The sequence below is a fragment of the Flavobacterium sp. genome (genome assembly GCF_031423415.1).
In the GTDB taxonomy this organism is placed as follows: Bacteria; Bacteroidota; Bacteroidia; order Flavobacteriales; family Flavobacteriaceae; genus Flavobacterium.
Genome location: NZ_JANPFL010000184.1, coordinates 19,199 through 36,638, shown reverse-complemented (window position 1 = coordinate 36,638; position 17,440 = coordinate 19,199). Strand labels below are relative to the sequence as shown.

The window sequence follows — 17,440 nt, the reverse complement described above, 5'->3', positions numbered from 1 at the left end:
CTCTTAAAACTTCAATATTTGAAAAAATATTTTTCTAAATTTCAAATATTGAGTTCTACAAAGAACACTAAAAAACAAGCAAAACAGTTGAAATGCTTATAAATAGTAGCTTTTCAAGTTTTTATCGGACAACAATGATTTTAAATTATCAATTTATTTATAGAATCTTTAATTTATATTTTTTATTTGGAGCTATTTTTGAGTTATTTAGAATTAATTTTTATTTAAATAAATTCAAATTAACTCATAAAATACATTTATTGAGTTATTATTATTGGATTAGAGGTGCAATATTTGAAATAAAAATTAAAAAAGGCTGTATTGAAAGTCAATTTTTAGTTTTACAATTATTTAACTATGAAGTAATTTAAATTTTTTGAGTTTTAGCAGAAATATAGGATTTTGTAGCTAATTAAAGTCTTTTTTAAATTGAATAATTGGCTTATGAAAAGAAAAAAAGCAAAAAGTGAGTGCAAAAGACAAATTATTTAGAAAAGGGATCATCTATTTATTCGTGGTTCAGATAGGGTAGGGATTTGCAGCTTTAAAAATTGTCCCTCTTTATAAATATTCTTAAAAAAATAGATAGTAATATAAATTTTTACAACCATAACTAGACTTTTAATAAAGGGGAAATCCCGTTTAAAAACTGCAAGAAGGTATTTTTTTTGCTGCATTTTGTCTAACTATTCAGGGGTTTCCACAATCCATAACCACCATTCAAATTCACGGAATATATATTGTGGTTTCTCAAAATGCGTTGCGCCAAATAGCCTCTTAGACCAATCTGGCAATAAATAACGTATTTCTTGTTTTTGTCAAAGAAATCCAAGTTATCCCTCAAAGTATCTAGATCCATATTAATCGCATTGGGAATCGCACCGTTTTCGAATTCTGTTTTGGTTCTAACATCAATGAGAATGGCTTTTTCAGTCAAAAGATAATCGTCCAATTGGTCGTAATTGATGAAACGTACATCGTCATTGAGCATATTTTCAGCCACGTATCCCAAAATATTTACAGGATCTTTAGCTGAATTATAGGGTGGGGCATAAGCTACTTCTATTTCCTGCAAATCATAAATAGTCAAATTTCCTTTGATGGCCGTAGCAATCACATCTATGCGTTTGTCAACTCCTTCTTGTCCCAAGGCCTGAGCACCATAAATAGTTCCGTCTTCTCCAAAATTCATTTTCAAGACAATATTGGTTGCTCCTGGATAATAAATAGCGTGATTGGATCTGGTAACGGTAACTGTTCGATACGGAATATTGCTGCGTTTCAATAATTTTTCGTTGAGTCCTGTGGCTGCAACAGTCAAGTCAAAGAATTTGATAATCGAAGTTCCCAAAGTTCCTTTGTACGAAATTTTGTTACCTCTCGTAATATTATCAGCTACAATTCGCCCTTGACGATTAGCTGGCCAAGCCAATGGAATCAGTACTTTCGCCTGATTAATATAGTGAGAAACTTCGACAGCATCGCCCACAGCATAAATATTCGGGTCTGAGGTTTGCATAAATTCATTCACAGCAATTCCGCCGGTTATGCCCAAATCCAATCCTGCAGCTTTCGCCAATCCATTTTCAGGCTTCACGCCAATGGCAAACACAACGGATTCAGCCAGAATGGTTTTGCCTGTATTTAATTTCAATTCAATTTCGTTGCCTTTCTCTTCAAAAGCTTCGACACCTGTATTTATAAGGATATTTAGGTTTTTGGCAGCGGCATGATGTTGTACCATTTTGGCAAATTCATAATCCACTGGAGCCATCACCTGGTTTCCCAATTCGATAACGGTGACATTTAAGTTTTTTTTAACTAGATTTTCCGCTACTTCTAAGCCAATGAAACCACCACCAACCACGGCAATGTTTTTTAAATCTTTGGTTTGGGCAATGATTCGATCCATATCCGTCACATTGCGAAGTGTCATTATTTTATCAGAATCTATTCCGGGAATAGCAGGTCGAAAAGGTTCGGCACCTGGAGATAATAATAATGTATCGTAGGATTCGGTGTAAATTTCTTTTGTAATTAGATTTCGAACTTCGATTGTTTTGGCTTCTTTGTTGATTTTTAAAACCTCGTTAAAAACACGGACATCTAGGTTGAATCTTGTTTTTAAGGAAGTAGGGGTGTGCAATAATAACTTAGAGCGGTCGGCAATAACACCTCCAATATGATAGGGAAGTCCACAATTGGCAAAGCTTACGTGTTCTCCTTTTTCAAAAATAATGATTTCATTTGCTTCACTCAGTCTTCTCAATCTTGCTGCAGCAGTTGCACCACCAGCAACGCCACCGATAATTAATATTTTCATCTCTATGTTAGTATTTATATCAAATGATAGTTCAAATTTCAGAAAACATTTACGAGTTATCTGTAGCTTATGTTACACAAAACGAAATCTTTTAAATTAAAATGAAATAATCAACCAAAAGCTTTGAATAGTAAATTATCTGACAAAGTGTTTGGTTTTTTTATGTTAAATGTTAAATTTTTTAGCGAAATTTACATCTAATAAAATGCACAGCTAAATAATGAAAGAATTACTCAAACAAACTTACGGATATCTACTTGAAGATAAATTAATCGAGGAAATTGTAGAAACTTCTTTGCTCAGAGATTTCAAGGAAGGTGATATTCTAATTGATTTTGGCGATTCTATTCGAAAAATGCCTTTGCTGATTTCAGGAGCCATTAAAATACTGCGAGAAGATTTTGACGAAGGCGAATTGTTGTTGTATTTTATAGAAAAAGGCGATACTTGTGCCATGACTATGGCTTGCTGTTTAGGCGAAACCAAAAGTGAAATTAGAGCTGTTGCTGAAACCAAAGGACAATTAATTATGATTCCTGTAAGCAAAATGGAAGAGTGGTTAGGAAAGTATAGAAGTTGGAGAAACTACGTTTTTAATAGTTATAATAATCGTTTAAAAGAAATGCTTTCAGCTATTGATAATTTGGCATTTATGAATATGGACGAACGATTATTAAATTATCTAAATGACAAATCAAAAGTAGTTAAATCCAATGAAATTCTTTCGACACATCAGGAAATTGCTTATGACTTGCATACTTCCAGAGTTGTTGTTTCTCGCTTGCTCAAAGCATTGGAAAACAAAGGCAAAATAAGTTTGAAAAGATCTTCGATTGTGTTGCTGAAATGAGGTAACATTTGTTACAGAACAAGGATATAAAATACCCTATTTTTGCGATTATAAATTTTTATAAATGGAAATATCTCAATTAATAGGATATATTTTGGCTGTTTTTGTTGGTATGATCCTCGGAATGTTGGGTAGTGGTGGTTCGATACTTTCGGTTCCTATTTTGGTTTATGTGATGGGAATAGAACCAACATTGGCAACAGCCTATTCCTTATTTGTTATTGGCACAACTTCTTTAGTTGGTGGAATTCATAAAGCAAAGCAAAAATTAGTCGATTTTTATAAGGTTGGATTATTCGGAATTCCAGCAGTAATTTCTGTATTTGTTACTCGAAAACTGATTGTTCCCAAAATTCCAGAAATTATAGTTGAGTCGGAAGGATTTATTTTGAGCAAGTCCATTCTTATTATGGTCGTTTTTGCCTTCGTTATGATTTTTGCATCGGTTAGAATGATAAAACCGTTGACAGAAAATAACGTTACAGAAAATGAAAAACTCAATTATATTAAAATTGCATTACTAGGAATTTGTATTGGACTTATTTCTGGATTTGTAGGCGCTGGAGGCGGATTTTTGATTGTTCCAACTTTATTGATTTTTGCCAAAACACCAATGAAAATGGCAATTGGAACCTCACTTTTAATTGTTGCTGCACAATCATTAATTGGGTTTACAGGCGACATTATGAGCGACCAAATTATCGATTGGAAATTACTGGAATACTTTACTTTAGCGTCAATTGTTGGGATATTTATAGGGAATTTTATTTCTAAAAAAGTAGCAGATGAAAAACTCAAAACTGGTTTTGGTTGGTTTGTATTAGCAATGGGAATTTACATCATCATTCGAGAGCTTTTCTTATCATAATAATTTGCTAAAATGTGGATTTAGAAAAAGAATTCGATTAAAAAATAGATAAATTTACATTATAAAAACACTTTGAAAGATGAAAATTAAACAAATTTATACCGGTTGTTTAGCACAAGGTGCCTATTATATCGAGAGTAAAGGCGAGGTAGCCATTATTGATCCATTACGTGAAGTGCAACCTTATATAAATAAGACCAATAAAAATAACGCAAAAATTAAATATATTTTTGAAACTCATTTCCACGCCGATTTTGTAAGTGGTCATGTCACCTTGTCCGAGAAAACTGGAGCTCCAATAATTTTTGGACCAACCGCCAATCCTAGTTTTAAAGCACATATTGCGACCGATGGGGAAGTTTTTCCTTTGGGAGAAATCACCATAACTGTTTTGCACACACCAGGACATACTTTGGAAAGTGTTTGTTATCTTTTGAAAGACAAACACGGAAAAGATTATGCCCTTTTTAGTGGAGATACTTTGTTTTTAGGAGATGTTGGTCGTCCGGATTTAGCTCAAAAAGCGGCGGATATGACTCAAGAAGAATTGGCAGGAATCTTGTTTGATAGTTTGAGAAACAAGGTAATGACTTTGGCAGATGATGTCATTGTTTATCCAGCTCATGGTGCAGGAAGTGCTTGCGGTAAAAATTTAAGCAACGAAACAGTTGGTTCTATTGGTGACCAAAAGAAAACCAATTATGCACTTCGTGCAAATATGACTAAGGAAGAATTTGTCAAGGAGGTTACCGATGGTTTATTACCACCGCCTTCTTATTTTCCGATGAATGTGAAGCTCAACAAAGAAGGATATGAAAATGTAGAAGACATTATTAGTGATGCCATTGCTTATGATGCTGAAACTTTCGAATTAGTTGCCAATAAAATCGATACCGTAATACTTGATGTTCGCCATCAGGATGATTATTCTAAAGGACATATTCCCCAGTCGATTTTCATTGGTATTGACGGTGATTTTGCTCCTTGGGTTGGTGCTTTGATTCCTGACATCAAACAACCTATTCTTTTGGTCGCTCCGTTAGGAAGAGCGGAAGAAAGTATTACACGTTTGGCTAGAGTAGGCTACGACAACACATTGGGCTACTTGAAAGGCGGATTTGAAACTTGGAAAAATGCAGGGTTTGAATATGATACTGTTAATTGGATTACAGCCAATGGTCTAGAAGAAATAATGGAAGAAAATGTTCCTATTTTTGATGTTAGAAAAGAGGGTGAATTTACTGCTGAGCATATCGAAGGTGCTCAATCTACTCCTTTGGATTTTATTAATGATCATATTGCCGAATTTCCAAAGGAAGATGAATTTTATGTGCATTGTGCCGGAGGATATCGCTCGGTGATTGCCGCTTCCATATTAAAAGCTAGAGGATATCATAATATTGTCAATATTTTAGGAGGATTTGCCTCAATCAAAAAAACGACAATAAAAACCACAAATTATGTGTGTCCGTCAACATTAAAATAATACCGATTATGTATTCAATACAGTTCAATAAAAATTGAACTATTTTCAGACTATATCGGTATTATACTAGAAAATTTTGATTATTTTAAATTCACGAAAAGTATAAAATGAAAAATTTACTATTCACAAATTGGCATACAATGCGCTGGGTGCGATTGGCTTTTTCCCTGTTTTTGTTTGTTCAAGCCGTAACCACTAAAGAATGGTTTTTTATCGCATTCGGATTGTTTTTCTTATTTCAGGTTGTATTCAATCTAGGCTGTGGGCCAAATGATTGTAGCATTCCTAATACTAAATATTCTAAAAAATGAGCACTAATTTTGATACCATTATAAAATCTGAAAAACCAGTATTAATTGATTTTTTTGCTACTTGGTGTGGTCCGTGCAAAACATTGGCACCGATTTTAAAACAAGTAAAAGACAATCTTGGAGAAGGCATTACCGTCCTGAAAATTGATGTGGATAAAAACCAACAATTGGCTTCAAAATATCAAGTTCGTGGAGTACCTACTATGATTTTATTCCAAAACGGAAAGCAATTGTGGCGACAATCGGGAGTTTTGTCTAAAGAAGAAATTATAAAAACCATAGTAGAAAAAAGTAATTAATTAAATGAATATCTTTCTGCAATACTTTTTCCATTATTGTCAATTGCTAAAAAAGCAATCTTTTATTTAATCCCAAATATATATCTTCATTTTAATGAGTGGATTACTCACAACTATCGAAAGAATTCTTCAATAAGCTTTTGCTCAATTCTATTTGGTATGTCATAGTTACCTAGGGGTTATTTTTTTTACTTTGGCAATTTAGAAACAGTGTTAAATTTAAACCAAGTATTTTAGTACAATTTCCGCTTTGTTCTGGTCGTTACGCACCAACTAAGCATAATAGACCTAGCTTTGTTAAATCAATTGGATTTCAATAAAATATTTTTGGAATACAAAGAAAAACAATAACAAAAAATGAGAAGAAGAAGAGAAGTAGTCTTGTTAAGCTGGAAATTGATAAAGAAAACCTACCAAGAATTTGATGATGATAATGCTTTAAAATTAAGTGCATCGTTGTCCTATTACACCATATTTTCATTACCACCATTAATGATTATTATAATATCCATTTTTAGTATTTTCTTTGGAAGAGAAGCTGTCAATGGTCAATTTTTCGGTCAGATAAATGGAATGGTTGGTAATGAAGCTGCTATCCAAATTCAGGAAACTATCAAGAATATTGAATTGACTGAGAACAGTGCATTTGCCGCCATATTTGGTGGGATAATGTTGCTCATCGGCGCTTCGGGAGTTTTTGCCGAAATTCAAAGTTCCATCAATTACATTTGGGGTTTGAAGGCGAAACCCAACAAGGGATTTATGAAATTTATTAAAAATCGATTGATGTCATTCTCAATGATTGCATCGGTTGGTTTTTTGTTATTGGTCAGTTTAATGGTCAATACCGTTATGGATTTAATTAGTGCCCGTTTGCTGATTTATTTTCCCGATTCGACCATTTATGTGTTTTATGTGCTTAATATTTTAATCCTGTTTGCGACCACAACGGTTTTATTTTCAATAATTTTTAAAACACTACCCGACGGAAATATTGCTTGGAAAGATGCCTTAATAGGTTCCGGTTTCACTTCGTTATTCTTTATGTTTGGCAAATTTGCAATAGGATTGTACTTGGGAAGTTCGACCGTTGCAACAGTATATGGTGCTGCTGGATCGGTAATTATTATTTTGATTTGGGTGTATTATTCAGCCATAATCTTGTATTTTGGAGCCGAATTTACGAAAGTGTATGCGAATGCTCACGGGAGTAAAATCATACCGAATGAATATGCTGTCGCCATTGAAGTAGAGGTAACAGAACTTCCAAAAGTACCTGAAAAATAATAATTGTATTTTGTTTCCCAATCTATTTTTTAGAAAAAAAGGTTTGTGTTTACTAAATTTTTTGATAAAAAAAATGCGGATAAAACCTTCTAGATTTTAACCGCATTTTTTTAATGAAGAAAGAATTACTTACTTAATTCGATCAAATTATTTATCTTTTTTAAATTATCCTGATCCATTTTTATCAATACTAACTGTTCAGTTATCATCATATGTTGACCAGATGTTAAATCTTCATGATTACTCAATGCCTCATTGTAAGTTTCAATCGCGGCATCCTCACCAAACACGCACGAATCCAAAATCACTTTTCTGTCTTTACCAGTAACTAAAGCTTTCACATCCATCCAAATTCGATAGATTTTACCGCTTGTTGTGGTTGATTCAGTTTGTTTTCCCCCTAAATTTTTGACTTCTGCAACGAGTTGTGCTTTTAATTTGATGCTTGTTTCTGTTGCATGTGCAAACAACATTTTTAAATCTGTTTCTTCCACTTCTTTCGATGCTGTTTCGTAGCCGTAAATTCTGTCGTTATTGATTTCAATAAGTGAATTCAAAACAGCAATTGTTTTCTCTGTTTTCATTTTTTTTTATTTTAGATTGTTATATAATTTATCCTTCCACAAAGGTTAGTTTAATAATTCAGTAGCATTTTATACAATTATTAAAATATATTACATTATTCCGAGGTGTATTCCAATTTTGGAATCAGTAAGTATTCGCTGACACAATTATTTTTCGATATAAATAATATAACAATACCTGTTAAGAATGTTATTTTTTTATACATTTGAAAAGCCATTCAAAATAACAATTTATGACTTTCGACAGTAAAACTCTTTCCAACGACCAATTATTAGATTTGTATAAAAGACTGCTTGTCCCAAGACTAATTGAAGAAAAAATGTTGATTTTGATTCGGCAAGGAAAGGTTTCAAAATGGTTTTCTGGAATTGGGCAGGAAGCCATTGCTGTGGGAGTTACGGCGGTTTTGGATTCTGACGAATACATCTTACCAATGCACCGAAACTTAGGTGTTTTTACGGGAAGGAATATTCCTTTACACCGATTATTTTCGCAATGGCAAGGCAAAGCCAATGGGTTTACCAAAGGTCGGGATCGCAGTTTTCACTTTGGCACACAAGAATTCAAGATTATTGGAATGATTTCGCATCTCGGCCCACAATTAGGAATTGCTGATGGAATTGCTTTAGCAAATAAACTAAAACAAAACGGAAAAATAACGGCTGTATTTACAGGTGAAGGAGCCACAAGCGAAGGGGATTTTCACGAAGCTTTGAATATTGCTGCTGTTTGGGAATTACCGGTTTTATTTATTGTCGAAAACAATGGTTATGGTTTATCAACGCCAACAGATGAGCAGTTTCGTTGTGAGCACATTGCCGATAAGGGAATAGGTTACGGAATGGAAAGCCATATTTTAGATGGCAATAATATACTTGAAGTTTATACTAAATTATCAGAATTGAAAGCTTCGATGGAGGCAAATCCCCGTCCTGTTTTATTGGAATTCATAACTTTTAGAATGCGCGGTCACGAAGAGGCGAGTGGCACCAAATATGTTCCGCAGGAATTGATGGACGTTTGGGCTGCCAAAGATCCAGTGGAAAATTACAGGAATTATTTAAAAGAAAAAAACATTCTTTCAGAGGATTTTGATTCCAGTTTAAGAAGCGAAATCAAGACCGAAATTGATGAAAATTGGGCTGTTGCCAATGCTGAACCTGAGATTGAAGCTATTTATGATAATGAATTAAATGATGTTTACAAATATTATGAATATCAAGAAGTTAAACCTTCTGATGAAATTAGTAATATCCGATTTATAGACGCTATTTCCAGCAGTTTGAGACAATCAATGGAACGGTATGACAACTTGGTGATTATGGGTCAGGACATTGCTGAATATGGAGGTGCTTTTAAAATCACCGATGGTTTTGTCGAGCAGTTTGGTAAAGAGCGTGTTCGCAATACACCCATTTGCGAAAGCGCAGTAGTTTCGGCCGGAATGGGATTGTCTATCAACGGTTATAAAGCGATTGTCGAAATGCAGTTTTCCGATTTTGTCTCTACAGGATTCAATCCAATCATAAATTTATTGGCCAAAACGCATTACCGTTGGCAGGAAAAAGCCGATGTTGTAATACGGATGCCTTGTGGTGCGGGAACTCAAGCAGGACCTTTTCATTCGCAGACTAATGAAGCTTGGTTTACTAAAACACCCGGTTTGAAAGTAGTTTATCCAGCCTTTCCGTATGATGCCAAAGGTTTGTTGAACGAATCTATCAACGACCCGAATCCCATTCTATTTTTTGAGCACAAGCAATTGTATCGAAGTGTACACCAAGATGTACCAACAGATTATTACACGATTCCTTTGGGCAAAGCCGCTTTGGTAAAAGAAGGAAATCAAGTCACGATTATCACTTTTGGCGCAGCCGTACATTGGGCATTGGAAACTTTGACTAAAAACCCAGAGATCTCAGCTGATGTCTTGGATTTAAGAACCTTGCAACCTTTGGACACTGAAGCTATTTATACTTCGGTGAAGAAGACAGGACGAGCCATTATTTACCAAGAAGACTCTTTGTTTGGCGGTATTGCCAGCGATATTTCGGCATTGATTATGGAAAATTGCTTCAAATATCTTGATGCGCCAGTAAAACGTGTGGCAAGTTTAGACAGTCCGATTCCGTTTACCAAAGCTTTGGAAGACCAGTATTTGCCAAAAGGAAGGTTTGAGCAAACGTTGTTGGAGTTGTTGTATTATTAAGTTTACCTATTATTCAACTTCGCTTTCTCCTTGATAATATCGCTTATTTTTCGGTTTTCGATTTTGCTTTCAAGCCAAGAAATGATGTCTAGATAAAGGAACGCTCTTTTCTCGTAGGTGTTTTTTTCTAATTCAACAAAACGTTCTTTTACTTTGATAAATTCTTTTTTGATATCACTTGGATAAATGGTGCTTAATTTTTTCAAAAAGCGAATGATTTCCTTTTGCACTTCGTGTAAATCATTCATTTTGATTAGAAATTTGTAGGTGCTCACCAACTGATTTTCTAAGTTGAAATCTTTCCCCGATTCGTAATGCGCAATCAAGCACAACAATCGGGCAAAGCAAGCCAAATCTTCTCGAACGTAAAGGTTTTTGTTATTGATGATTTTTTCAAGATAAAATACGCATTCGTTGTGTTTTTCGTTACCAAAATAAATGCACGCAATTTTATAGTAAAACAACATTTCGTGATGCTCGTCTAGATGCTCAGAGTGCAGATTTATTTTCTCTAATACTTCTGGAATCAGGTATTCCCCTTCGGCAAAAGTTCCCTCGAGAATGTGATAATTCAATTTGTTATTGTATAAATATAAGAATGATAACGAAGTGATGTTGTCATTGACCGGAAATTGTGGATCGTTGATGGTTTCTTCCAACAGCCGTAAATATTTCTTAAAATTGGACTTGTATTTCAGCATAAACAGCGACTCCAATAAATAATGGTTTCCTTTCAGGAAAAACACAGGATTGAGATAAATCATACTCCTGTTGTCATAAAAAAGGGTTACCCATTTATGCGAAAATTTATAACAAGACAAGAAGTCTTGAACTAGAAAACTGCGCCAAAGATTAGCATTAAAATACCAATAGCGTTCTCTAAATCCAAACTTTTTCTCGTCGAATTTAGCAATGTGCTTCTTGAAATAATCGTCTATATATTTGAATTCTTCATCGCTTTTTACGTAACCAGTTTTAAGCATAATGCCGTATAATTGCAATGATAAATTCGATAGCTTACTCGAAATCGTATTTTTATAATTTAGTTCTTTAGCTTGAATAACGAGTTCATCCGCACGACCTTGAATACTGCGGGTAATGTATTGCGACTCAATTAGTTTTTCGAATTCGACAATTTCATACGCCATATATTTTTCGTCGTTTTCTAGGGCTTGTTGCTTGGTTTTATCCAAGATTTTCAAACTCTGTTTGTACAAGCCTTTGTTGTAAAGTATGGCCGCAAAATCGATTTGTTCTCTTAATTGATACCGAATGTTTTGGCTCGGAATATTCAACCTGATACTCACCAATATTTGTTTGTACAAATACGATTTTAGGTTCGATAATTGGGCTTTTTTGATAATGCCACTTTTCAAGATAATTTTCTCGTCATAGCCTTCCGACTTGTCCAAAATATTGAATAATTCGATAAACTTTGTGTTAGAACTCGTTTCCAAACGACTTGCGAAAATCTTAAATTGTCTTTTTTCGGACTTTGAAAGGGATTTAATTAAAACAAATAAAGAATCTTTTTGATGGTTAGCCATTGTAAAATATAGTATAGTAACGTATTGTTTTTAAGTATTTTATAAAGTTTTTGCATCCCTTATAAACAGTATAATTCACAAAAACGAATTTTACATTAGAATAATGAAATCTATTTTTGTTCAAAGATGTGAAATTACATTAAATATTTTAAATATGAAATGAGCATGAACTAAAATTGGTTGCAAGCACCAATGTAGATATGCTAATTACATATGACCGATAAAAAACAATAAATATTTACCTATGAATAGAGAGAAAGTCCAAATTTTTGATACCACTTTAAGAGACGGTGAACAAGTTCCAGGATGTAAATTAGATACCCAGCAAAAACTAGTAATTGCCGCTCGCCTCGACGAAATGGGAGTTGATATTATCGAAGCTGGTTTTCCTGTTTCTAGTCCAGGTGATTTTTTATCTGTTTCTGAGATAGGTAAAATTGTTAAAAACGCTACGGTTTGTGGACTTACAAGAGCTGTAAAAAACGATATTGATGTAGCTGCTGCAGCTTTGAAATATGCAAAAAAACCCCGTATTCATACTGGAATTGGAACATCAAATTCTCATATTGTATACAAACTAAATACCACTAGAGAAGATATTATTGCCCGAGCAAAATATGCAGTTTCTTATGCCAAATCATTCGTTGAAGATGTAGAATTTTACGCTGAAGATGCCGGTAGAACCGAGAATGATTTCTTAGCTCGAGTCTGTGAAGAAGTCATAAAATCTGGAGCAACCGTATTGAATATTCCCGATACAACAGGATATTGTTTGCCAGAAGAATACGGAGCTAAAATAAAATATCTGAAAGAAAACGTAAAAGGCATTGAAAACGTAATTCTTTCTTGTCATTGTCACAATGATTTAGGAATGGCTACAGCCAATTCGATTGCTGGTGTCATCAACGGTGCCAGACAAATAGAATGTACGATTAATGGTATAGGAGAAAGAGCTGGAAACACCGCACTTGAAGAAGTAGTGATGGTGCTGAAACAACATCCGTATTTGAATTTAGATACTAGCATCAATACCCGTCAATTAAATGAAATGAGCCGCTTGGTATCAGAAAGTATGGGAATGATGGTGCAACCTAACAAAGCGATTGTTGGTGCCAACGCTTTTTCACACAGTTCAGGAATTCATCAAGATGGTGTGATAAAAAACAGAGAGACCTACGAAATTATGGATCCTGTTGAAGTAGGAGTCAATGAATCTTCAATTATACTTACGGCCAGAAGTGGTAGAGCAGCATTGGCTTACAGAGCCAAAAAAGTGGGTTATGAATTGACAAAAGTACAATTGGATATTGTTTACGTAGAATTCTTGAAATTTGCAGATATTAAAAAAGAAGTCTTGGACACTGATATTCACCAAATCATAGAAGCTTGTAAAATTGAAAGTGATTTAATTAGAAGTTAACAAAAACAATAAAATTAGAAAGAAAACATACAATGGAATTAAATAAATACAGTAAAACAATAACACAAGACATTACACAACCGGCTGCTCAAGCAATGTTGTACGGAATTGGTTTGACTGAAGAAGATTTGAATAAAGCACAAGTGGGCATTGTGAGTATGGGATACGAAGGCAATACTTGTAATATGCACCTGAATGATTTGGCTAAAGATGTCAAAAAAGGAGTTTGGGATGCTGATTTAGTGGGATTAATTTTTAATACCATCGGAGTAAGCGATGGTATTTCAAACGGAACAGAAGGAATGCGATTTTCATTGGTTTCACGTGATGTTATTGCTGATTCAATCGAAACGGTAATGGGAGCACAGTGGTATGACGCCATGATTGCCATTCCAGGTTGCGATAAAAATATGCCAGGAGCCTTGATTGCGATGGGAAGAGTAAATCGCCCAGCAATTATGGTTTATGGAGGAACAATCAACTCAGGAAGATGGAAAGGAGAACACCTTAATATAGTATCTGCTTTTGAAGCTTTAGGAAAAAAATTCAAGAATACTATTTCCGATGAAGATTTCAAAGGTGTAATCAAAAATTCTTGTCCAGGTCCAGGGGCTTGCGGCGGAATGTACACTGCTAATACTATGGCGTCAGCCATTGAAGCACTAGGAATGAGTTTACCATACAGTTCTTCAAATCCTGCGGTAAGTCAAGATAAACTAAAAGAATGTGACGATGCTGGAAAGGCTATTCGTATTTTATTAGAAAGAGATATTAAGCCAAAAGATATTATGACTCGCAAGGCTTTTGAAAACGCTATTACCATTGTAGCCGTTTTGGCTGGTTCAACCAATGCTGTTATGCACCTAATTGCTATGGCACATTCAGTTGACATTGAAATAACATTGGATGATTTTCAGGCTATCAGTGATAAAACTCCCGTTTTGGCTGATTTAAAACCAAGTGGAAAATTCATGATGGAAGATTTGCACGCAGTTGGTGGAATTCCTGCATTAATGAAATATTTGTTAAGAGAAGGTTTCATTCATGGAGATTGTATGACAGTAACAGGGAAGACAATTGCCGAAAATTTAGAATCTGTACCTGATTTATATGAAGGTCAAGAGATTGTTCATGATATAAAAAACGCATTAAAATCTTCTGGAAATATTCAAATATTATACGGAAACCTAGCTTCTGAAGGTTGTGTTGCCAAAATTAGCGGAAAAGAAGGAGAATATTTTGAAGGAACAGCAGTAGTTTTCGAAAGCGAATTCGAAGTTATTCCCGGTCTTGAAAAAGGAATGATTAAACCAGGTGATGTAGTCGTCATTCGGTATTGCGGACCAAAAGGTGGACCAGGAATGCCAGAAATGCTAAAACCAACTTCTGCCATTATGGGTGCTGGTTTAGGAGATAAAGTGGCCTTGATTACCGATGGCAGATTTTCAGGTGGCTCGCACGGTTTTGTAGTTGGTCATATTACACCAGAAGCGTATGATGGTGGTGGAATTGCATTAATCGAAAATGGAGATACTATTACAATTGATGCCGTAAAAAACACCATCAATTTAAAAATCCCAGATGCAGAATATGCCGAGAGATTGGCCAATTGGGTGCAACCGGATTTAAAAGTTAAAAAAGGAGTTTTACTCAAATATGCAAGATCAGTTTCAAGTGCATCAACGGGTTGTGTAACGGATAAGTAATCCCCACCCCAGCCCTCCCCGAAGGGGAGGGAGTTGAGTATTAAATAATAAAAAAAATATTAAATTCCCCTTTACCAGTTTCGGCTCCCCCTCCTTCGGAGGGGGTCGGGGGGAGGAAAAAAATATAAAATGGAAAATAATAAAATATCGGGCGCAGAAGCCATTATAAGATGTTTGCTAGAAGAAGGCGTGGACTTGGTTTATGGGTATCCAGGTGGAGCCATAATGCCAGTTTATGACGAATTATATAAATTTAAAGAACAGTTACACCACGTTTTGGTGCGACACGAACAAGGTGCAACACACGCCGCTCAAGGGTATGCGAGGGCTACCGGAAAAGTTGGTGTTGCCATAGCCACTTCAGGTCCTGGAGCAACCAATTTGGTAACCGGAATTGCCGATGCGCAAATCGATTCAACACCGATGGTTTGTATTACAGGTCAAGTAGGCAAACATTTATTAGGTTCTGATGCTTTTCAGGAAACAGATATTATCGGGATTTCAACTCCTGTAACTAAATGGAATTATCAAATAACGGAAGCTCACGAAATTCCAGAAATTATAGCCAAAGCTTTTTATATTGCCAAATCAGGTCGTCCTGGTCCAGTTTTAATTGACATTACAAAAAATGCTCAGTTCGATCAGTTGGATTTTAGTTATAAAAAATGTACCAACATTAGAAGTTACAATCCGAAACCCGTTTTAAACCTTGAAAAAGTAGCTGCAGCAGCTGAACTAATCAATACCGCCAAAAAACCATACATCATTTTTGGTCAAGGAATTATTTTGGGTCAAGCCGAAGCTGAACTAAAAGAATTAATAGAGAAATCAGGAATTCCAGCTGCTTGGACAATTTTAGGGCTTTCTGCTTTGCCAACGGATCATCCTTTAAATGTGGGAATGCTTGGAATGCATGGTAATTATGGACCAAATGTTTTGACTAATGAATGCGATGTTTTAATTGCGATTGGAATGCGTTTCGATGACCGTGTCACCGGAAATTTGGCCACTTATGCCAAACAGGCCAAGGTCATTCACTTCGAAATTGATCCTGCTGAAATTGATAAAAATGTAAAAACTACCATTGCTGTTTTGGCCGATGTAAAAGAATCTTTGCAAGCATTGATTCCGCTTATCGAAAACAATACACACGAATCTTGGCACAACGAATTCAAGGAAAAATACAAAATCGAATTAGAAGCGGTTATAAACGAAGAATTAGCGCCAACAAATGACAAAGGAATTTCGATGGGAGAAACCATTGAAATGATCAATAAACATTCTAATGGAGACGCCATTATAGTTTCAGATGTCGGTCAACACCAAATGTTTGCTTGCCGTTATGCTAAATTCAATGATACAAAAAGTAATATTACATCAGGAGGATTAGGAACAATGGGATTTTGTTTGCCAGCCGCTATTGGTGCTAAAATGGGAAGACCAGAACGTGAAGTGGTGGCTATTATTGGCGATGGCGGATTTCAAATGACAATCCAAGAATTAGGAACTATTTTCCAAACCAAAGTACCCGTAAAAATTGTAATATTAAACAATGAGTTTTTAGGAATGGTACGCCAATGGCAAGAACTATTTTTCGACAATCGTTATGCATCAACAGAAATGGTAAACCCGAATTTTTGTGCAATTGCCGAAGGGTATTACATCAAAGCCAAGAAAGTAACCCAAAGAGAAGAATTAGACGCCGCCGTTGCTGAAATGATGGCATCAAAAGATGCCTATTTCCTTGAAGTGATGGTCGAAAAAGAAAATAATGTATTTCCGATGATTCCAACTGGAGCTTCGGTTGCAGACATAAGATTATCGTAAGCCCCCTACCCCCCGAAGGGGGAACTAGGAGCTTTAATAGAAAAATAGATTATAAATTAAAAATAAACCCAAATGCCAGTTTCGGCTCCCTCCCCTTAGGGGAGGGTTGGGGAGGGGCTTAAATTATGGAAGAAAATAAAATATTCACTATTTCTGTTTACTCAGAAAATAACGTTGGCTTATTGAATAGAATTTCAGGGATTTTCTTGAAACGCCATATCAATGTATTGAGTCTAAACGTATCCGAATCGGAAATCGAAAACGTCTCCCGATTTATCATTGTGGTAAAAACTTCAGAAAAATGGGTGCAAAATATTGTAGGTCAAATCGAAAAACAAATCGAAGTTATTAAAGCATTTTATCATGTTGATGAAGAAACAATTTTCCTTGAAAGTGCTATTTTCAAAATAGAGTCTAGTTTGTTATTCGACGAAAGACAAATTCAAAACATCATCAAAGAAAGTCATTCGGAAATTGTGACGGTTTCAAGAGACTTTTTTGTGATATCAAAATCAGGAAAACGTGCCGAAATCAACGATTTGTATAACAAATTAAAACCTTTTGGAATTATGCAATTTGTGCGTTCAGGACGAATTTCAGTTTCCAAAGAGAAAATGGAAGTAACAACTTTATTAGAAGAACTAAAATAGGGTCTAAATTTCAGATAGCAGCTAGCAGATTATAGGTTGCATTAGATAAAACTTAAAATTATAAATCATTCA

14 protein-coding genes are annotated in these 17,440 nt (G+C 35.0%); 11 read left to right on the top strand and 3 right to left on the bottom strand.

All coding sequences use genetic code 11. The annotated features are described in order from the left end of the window. Positions 1 to 682: 682 nt before the first annotated feature. A complete protein-coding gene (locus RMO83_RS15695) occupies positions 683 to 2,323 on the bottom strand; it encodes an FAD-dependent oxidoreductase (protein ID WP_310560647.1) in 1,641 nt (546 codons plus the stop codon). 220 nt (positions 2,324 to 2,543) lie between these two features. Between RMO83_RS15695 and RMO83_RS15690 the strand changes: the two genes are divergently transcribed. The 6 genes from RMO83_RS15690 to RMO83_RS15665 all read left to right on the top strand — a co-directional run bounded on the left by RMO83_RS15690 (position 2,544) and on the right by RMO83_RS15665 (position 7,424). Further along, the gene (locus tag RMO83_RS15690) at positions 2,544 to 3,173 is read left to right on the top strand and encodes a Crp/Fnr family transcriptional regulator (protein ID WP_310560646.1); all 630 of its coding nucleotides are present in this window, start codon (positions 2,544 to 2,546) and stop codon (positions 3,171 to 3,173) included. A gap of 64 nt (positions 3,174 to 3,237) precedes the next feature. Then, complete coding sequence (locus RMO83_RS15685) at positions 3,238 to 4,041, top strand: sulfite exporter TauE/SafE family protein (protein ID WP_310560645.1); 804 nt, start codon at positions 3,238 to 3,240, stop codon at positions 4,039 to 4,041. A gap of 79 nt (positions 4,042 to 4,120) precedes the next feature. After that, positions 4,121 to 5,527 (top strand): MBL fold metallo-hydrolase, encoded by a 1,407-nt coding sequence (locus tag RMO83_RS15680; RefSeq protein ID WP_310560644.1) that lies wholly within the window; start codon positions 4,121 to 4,123, stop codon positions 5,525 to 5,527. A gap of 107 nt (positions 5,528 to 5,634) precedes the next feature. Continuing rightward, positions 5,635 to 5,838 carry a hypothetical protein gene (locus RMO83_RS15675; RefSeq protein ID WP_310560643.1) on the top strand — a complete coding sequence of 68 codons (204 nt, stop codon included), beginning with the start codon at positions 5,635 to 5,637 and terminating at the stop codon, positions 5,836 to 5,838. Beyond that, positions 5,835 to 6,137 (top strand): thioredoxin, encoded by a 303-nt coding sequence (gene trxA / locus RMO83_RS15670; protein ID WP_310560642.1) that lies wholly within the window; start codon positions 5,835 to 5,837, stop codon positions 6,135 to 6,137. The genes RMO83_RS15675 and trxA overlap by 4 nt, the downstream gene beginning before the upstream one ends. A 357-nt stretch (positions 6,138 to 6,494) precedes the next feature. Next, entirely contained in the window at positions 6,495 to 7,424 is a 930-nt protein-coding gene (locus tag RMO83_RS15665; RefSeq protein ID WP_310560641.1) for a YihY/virulence factor BrkB family protein, read from the top strand. 125 nt (positions 7,425 to 7,549) lie between these two features. Here the strand turns inward: RMO83_RS15665 and RMO83_RS15660 are convergent, their stop codons facing one another. After that, the gene (locus RMO83_RS15660; RefSeq protein WP_310560640.1) at positions 7,550 to 8,008 is read right to left on the bottom strand and encodes a PA2169 family four-helix-bundle protein; all 459 of its coding nucleotides are present in this window, start codon (positions 8,006 to 8,008) and stop codon (positions 7,550 to 7,552) included. 233 nt (positions 8,009 to 8,241) lie between these two features. Between RMO83_RS15660 and RMO83_RS15655 the strand changes: the two genes are divergently transcribed. Beyond that, a complete protein-coding gene (locus tag RMO83_RS15655; protein ID WP_310560639.1) occupies positions 8,242 to 10,218 on the top strand; it encodes a dehydrogenase E1 component subunit alpha/beta in 1,977 nt (658 codons plus the stop codon). 2 nt (positions 10,219 to 10,220) lie between these two features. On the opposite strand, the gene RMO83_RS15650 is transcribed toward RMO83_RS15655, so the two are convergent. Beyond that, a complete protein-coding gene (locus RMO83_RS15650) occupies positions 10,221 to 11,765 on the bottom strand; it encodes a hypothetical protein (protein ID WP_310560638.1) in 1,545 nt (514 codons plus the stop codon). A gap of 244 nt (positions 11,766 to 12,009) precedes the next feature. On the opposite strand from RMO83_RS15650, the gene RMO83_RS15645 reads away from it, so the two are divergent. From RMO83_RS15645 to ilvN, 4 genes are all read left to right on the top strand, one after another. Continuing rightward, positions 12,010 to 13,185: a 2-isopropylmalate synthase gene (locus RMO83_RS15645; RefSeq protein WP_310560637.1), complete on the top strand. Its 1,176-nt coding sequence runs from the start codon at positions 12,010 to 12,012 to the stop codon at positions 13,183 to 13,185. Positions 13,186 to 13,217: 32 nt separating this feature from the next. Then, on the top strand, positions 13,218 to 14,891 hold the full coding sequence (gene ilvD, locus RMO83_RS15640; RefSeq protein ID WP_310560636.1) for a dihydroxy-acid dehydratase: 1,674 nt from the start codon (positions 13,218 to 13,220) through the stop codon (positions 14,889 to 14,891). A 129-nt stretch (positions 14,892 to 15,020) separates the two neighbouring features. Continuing rightward, positions 15,021 to 16,718, top strand: a complete 1,698-nt coding sequence (ilvB, locus tag RMO83_RS15635; RefSeq protein ID WP_310560635.1) for a biosynthetic-type acetolactate synthase large subunit — start codon at positions 15,021 to 15,023, stop codon at positions 16,716 to 16,718. A 125-nt stretch (positions 16,719 to 16,843) separates the two neighbouring features. Continuing rightward, positions 16,844 to 17,368, top strand: a complete 525-nt coding sequence (gene ilvN / locus RMO83_RS15630; protein WP_310560634.1) for an acetolactate synthase small subunit — start codon at positions 16,844 to 16,846, stop codon at positions 17,366 to 17,368. Positions 17,369 to 17,440: the final 72 nt, after the last annotated feature.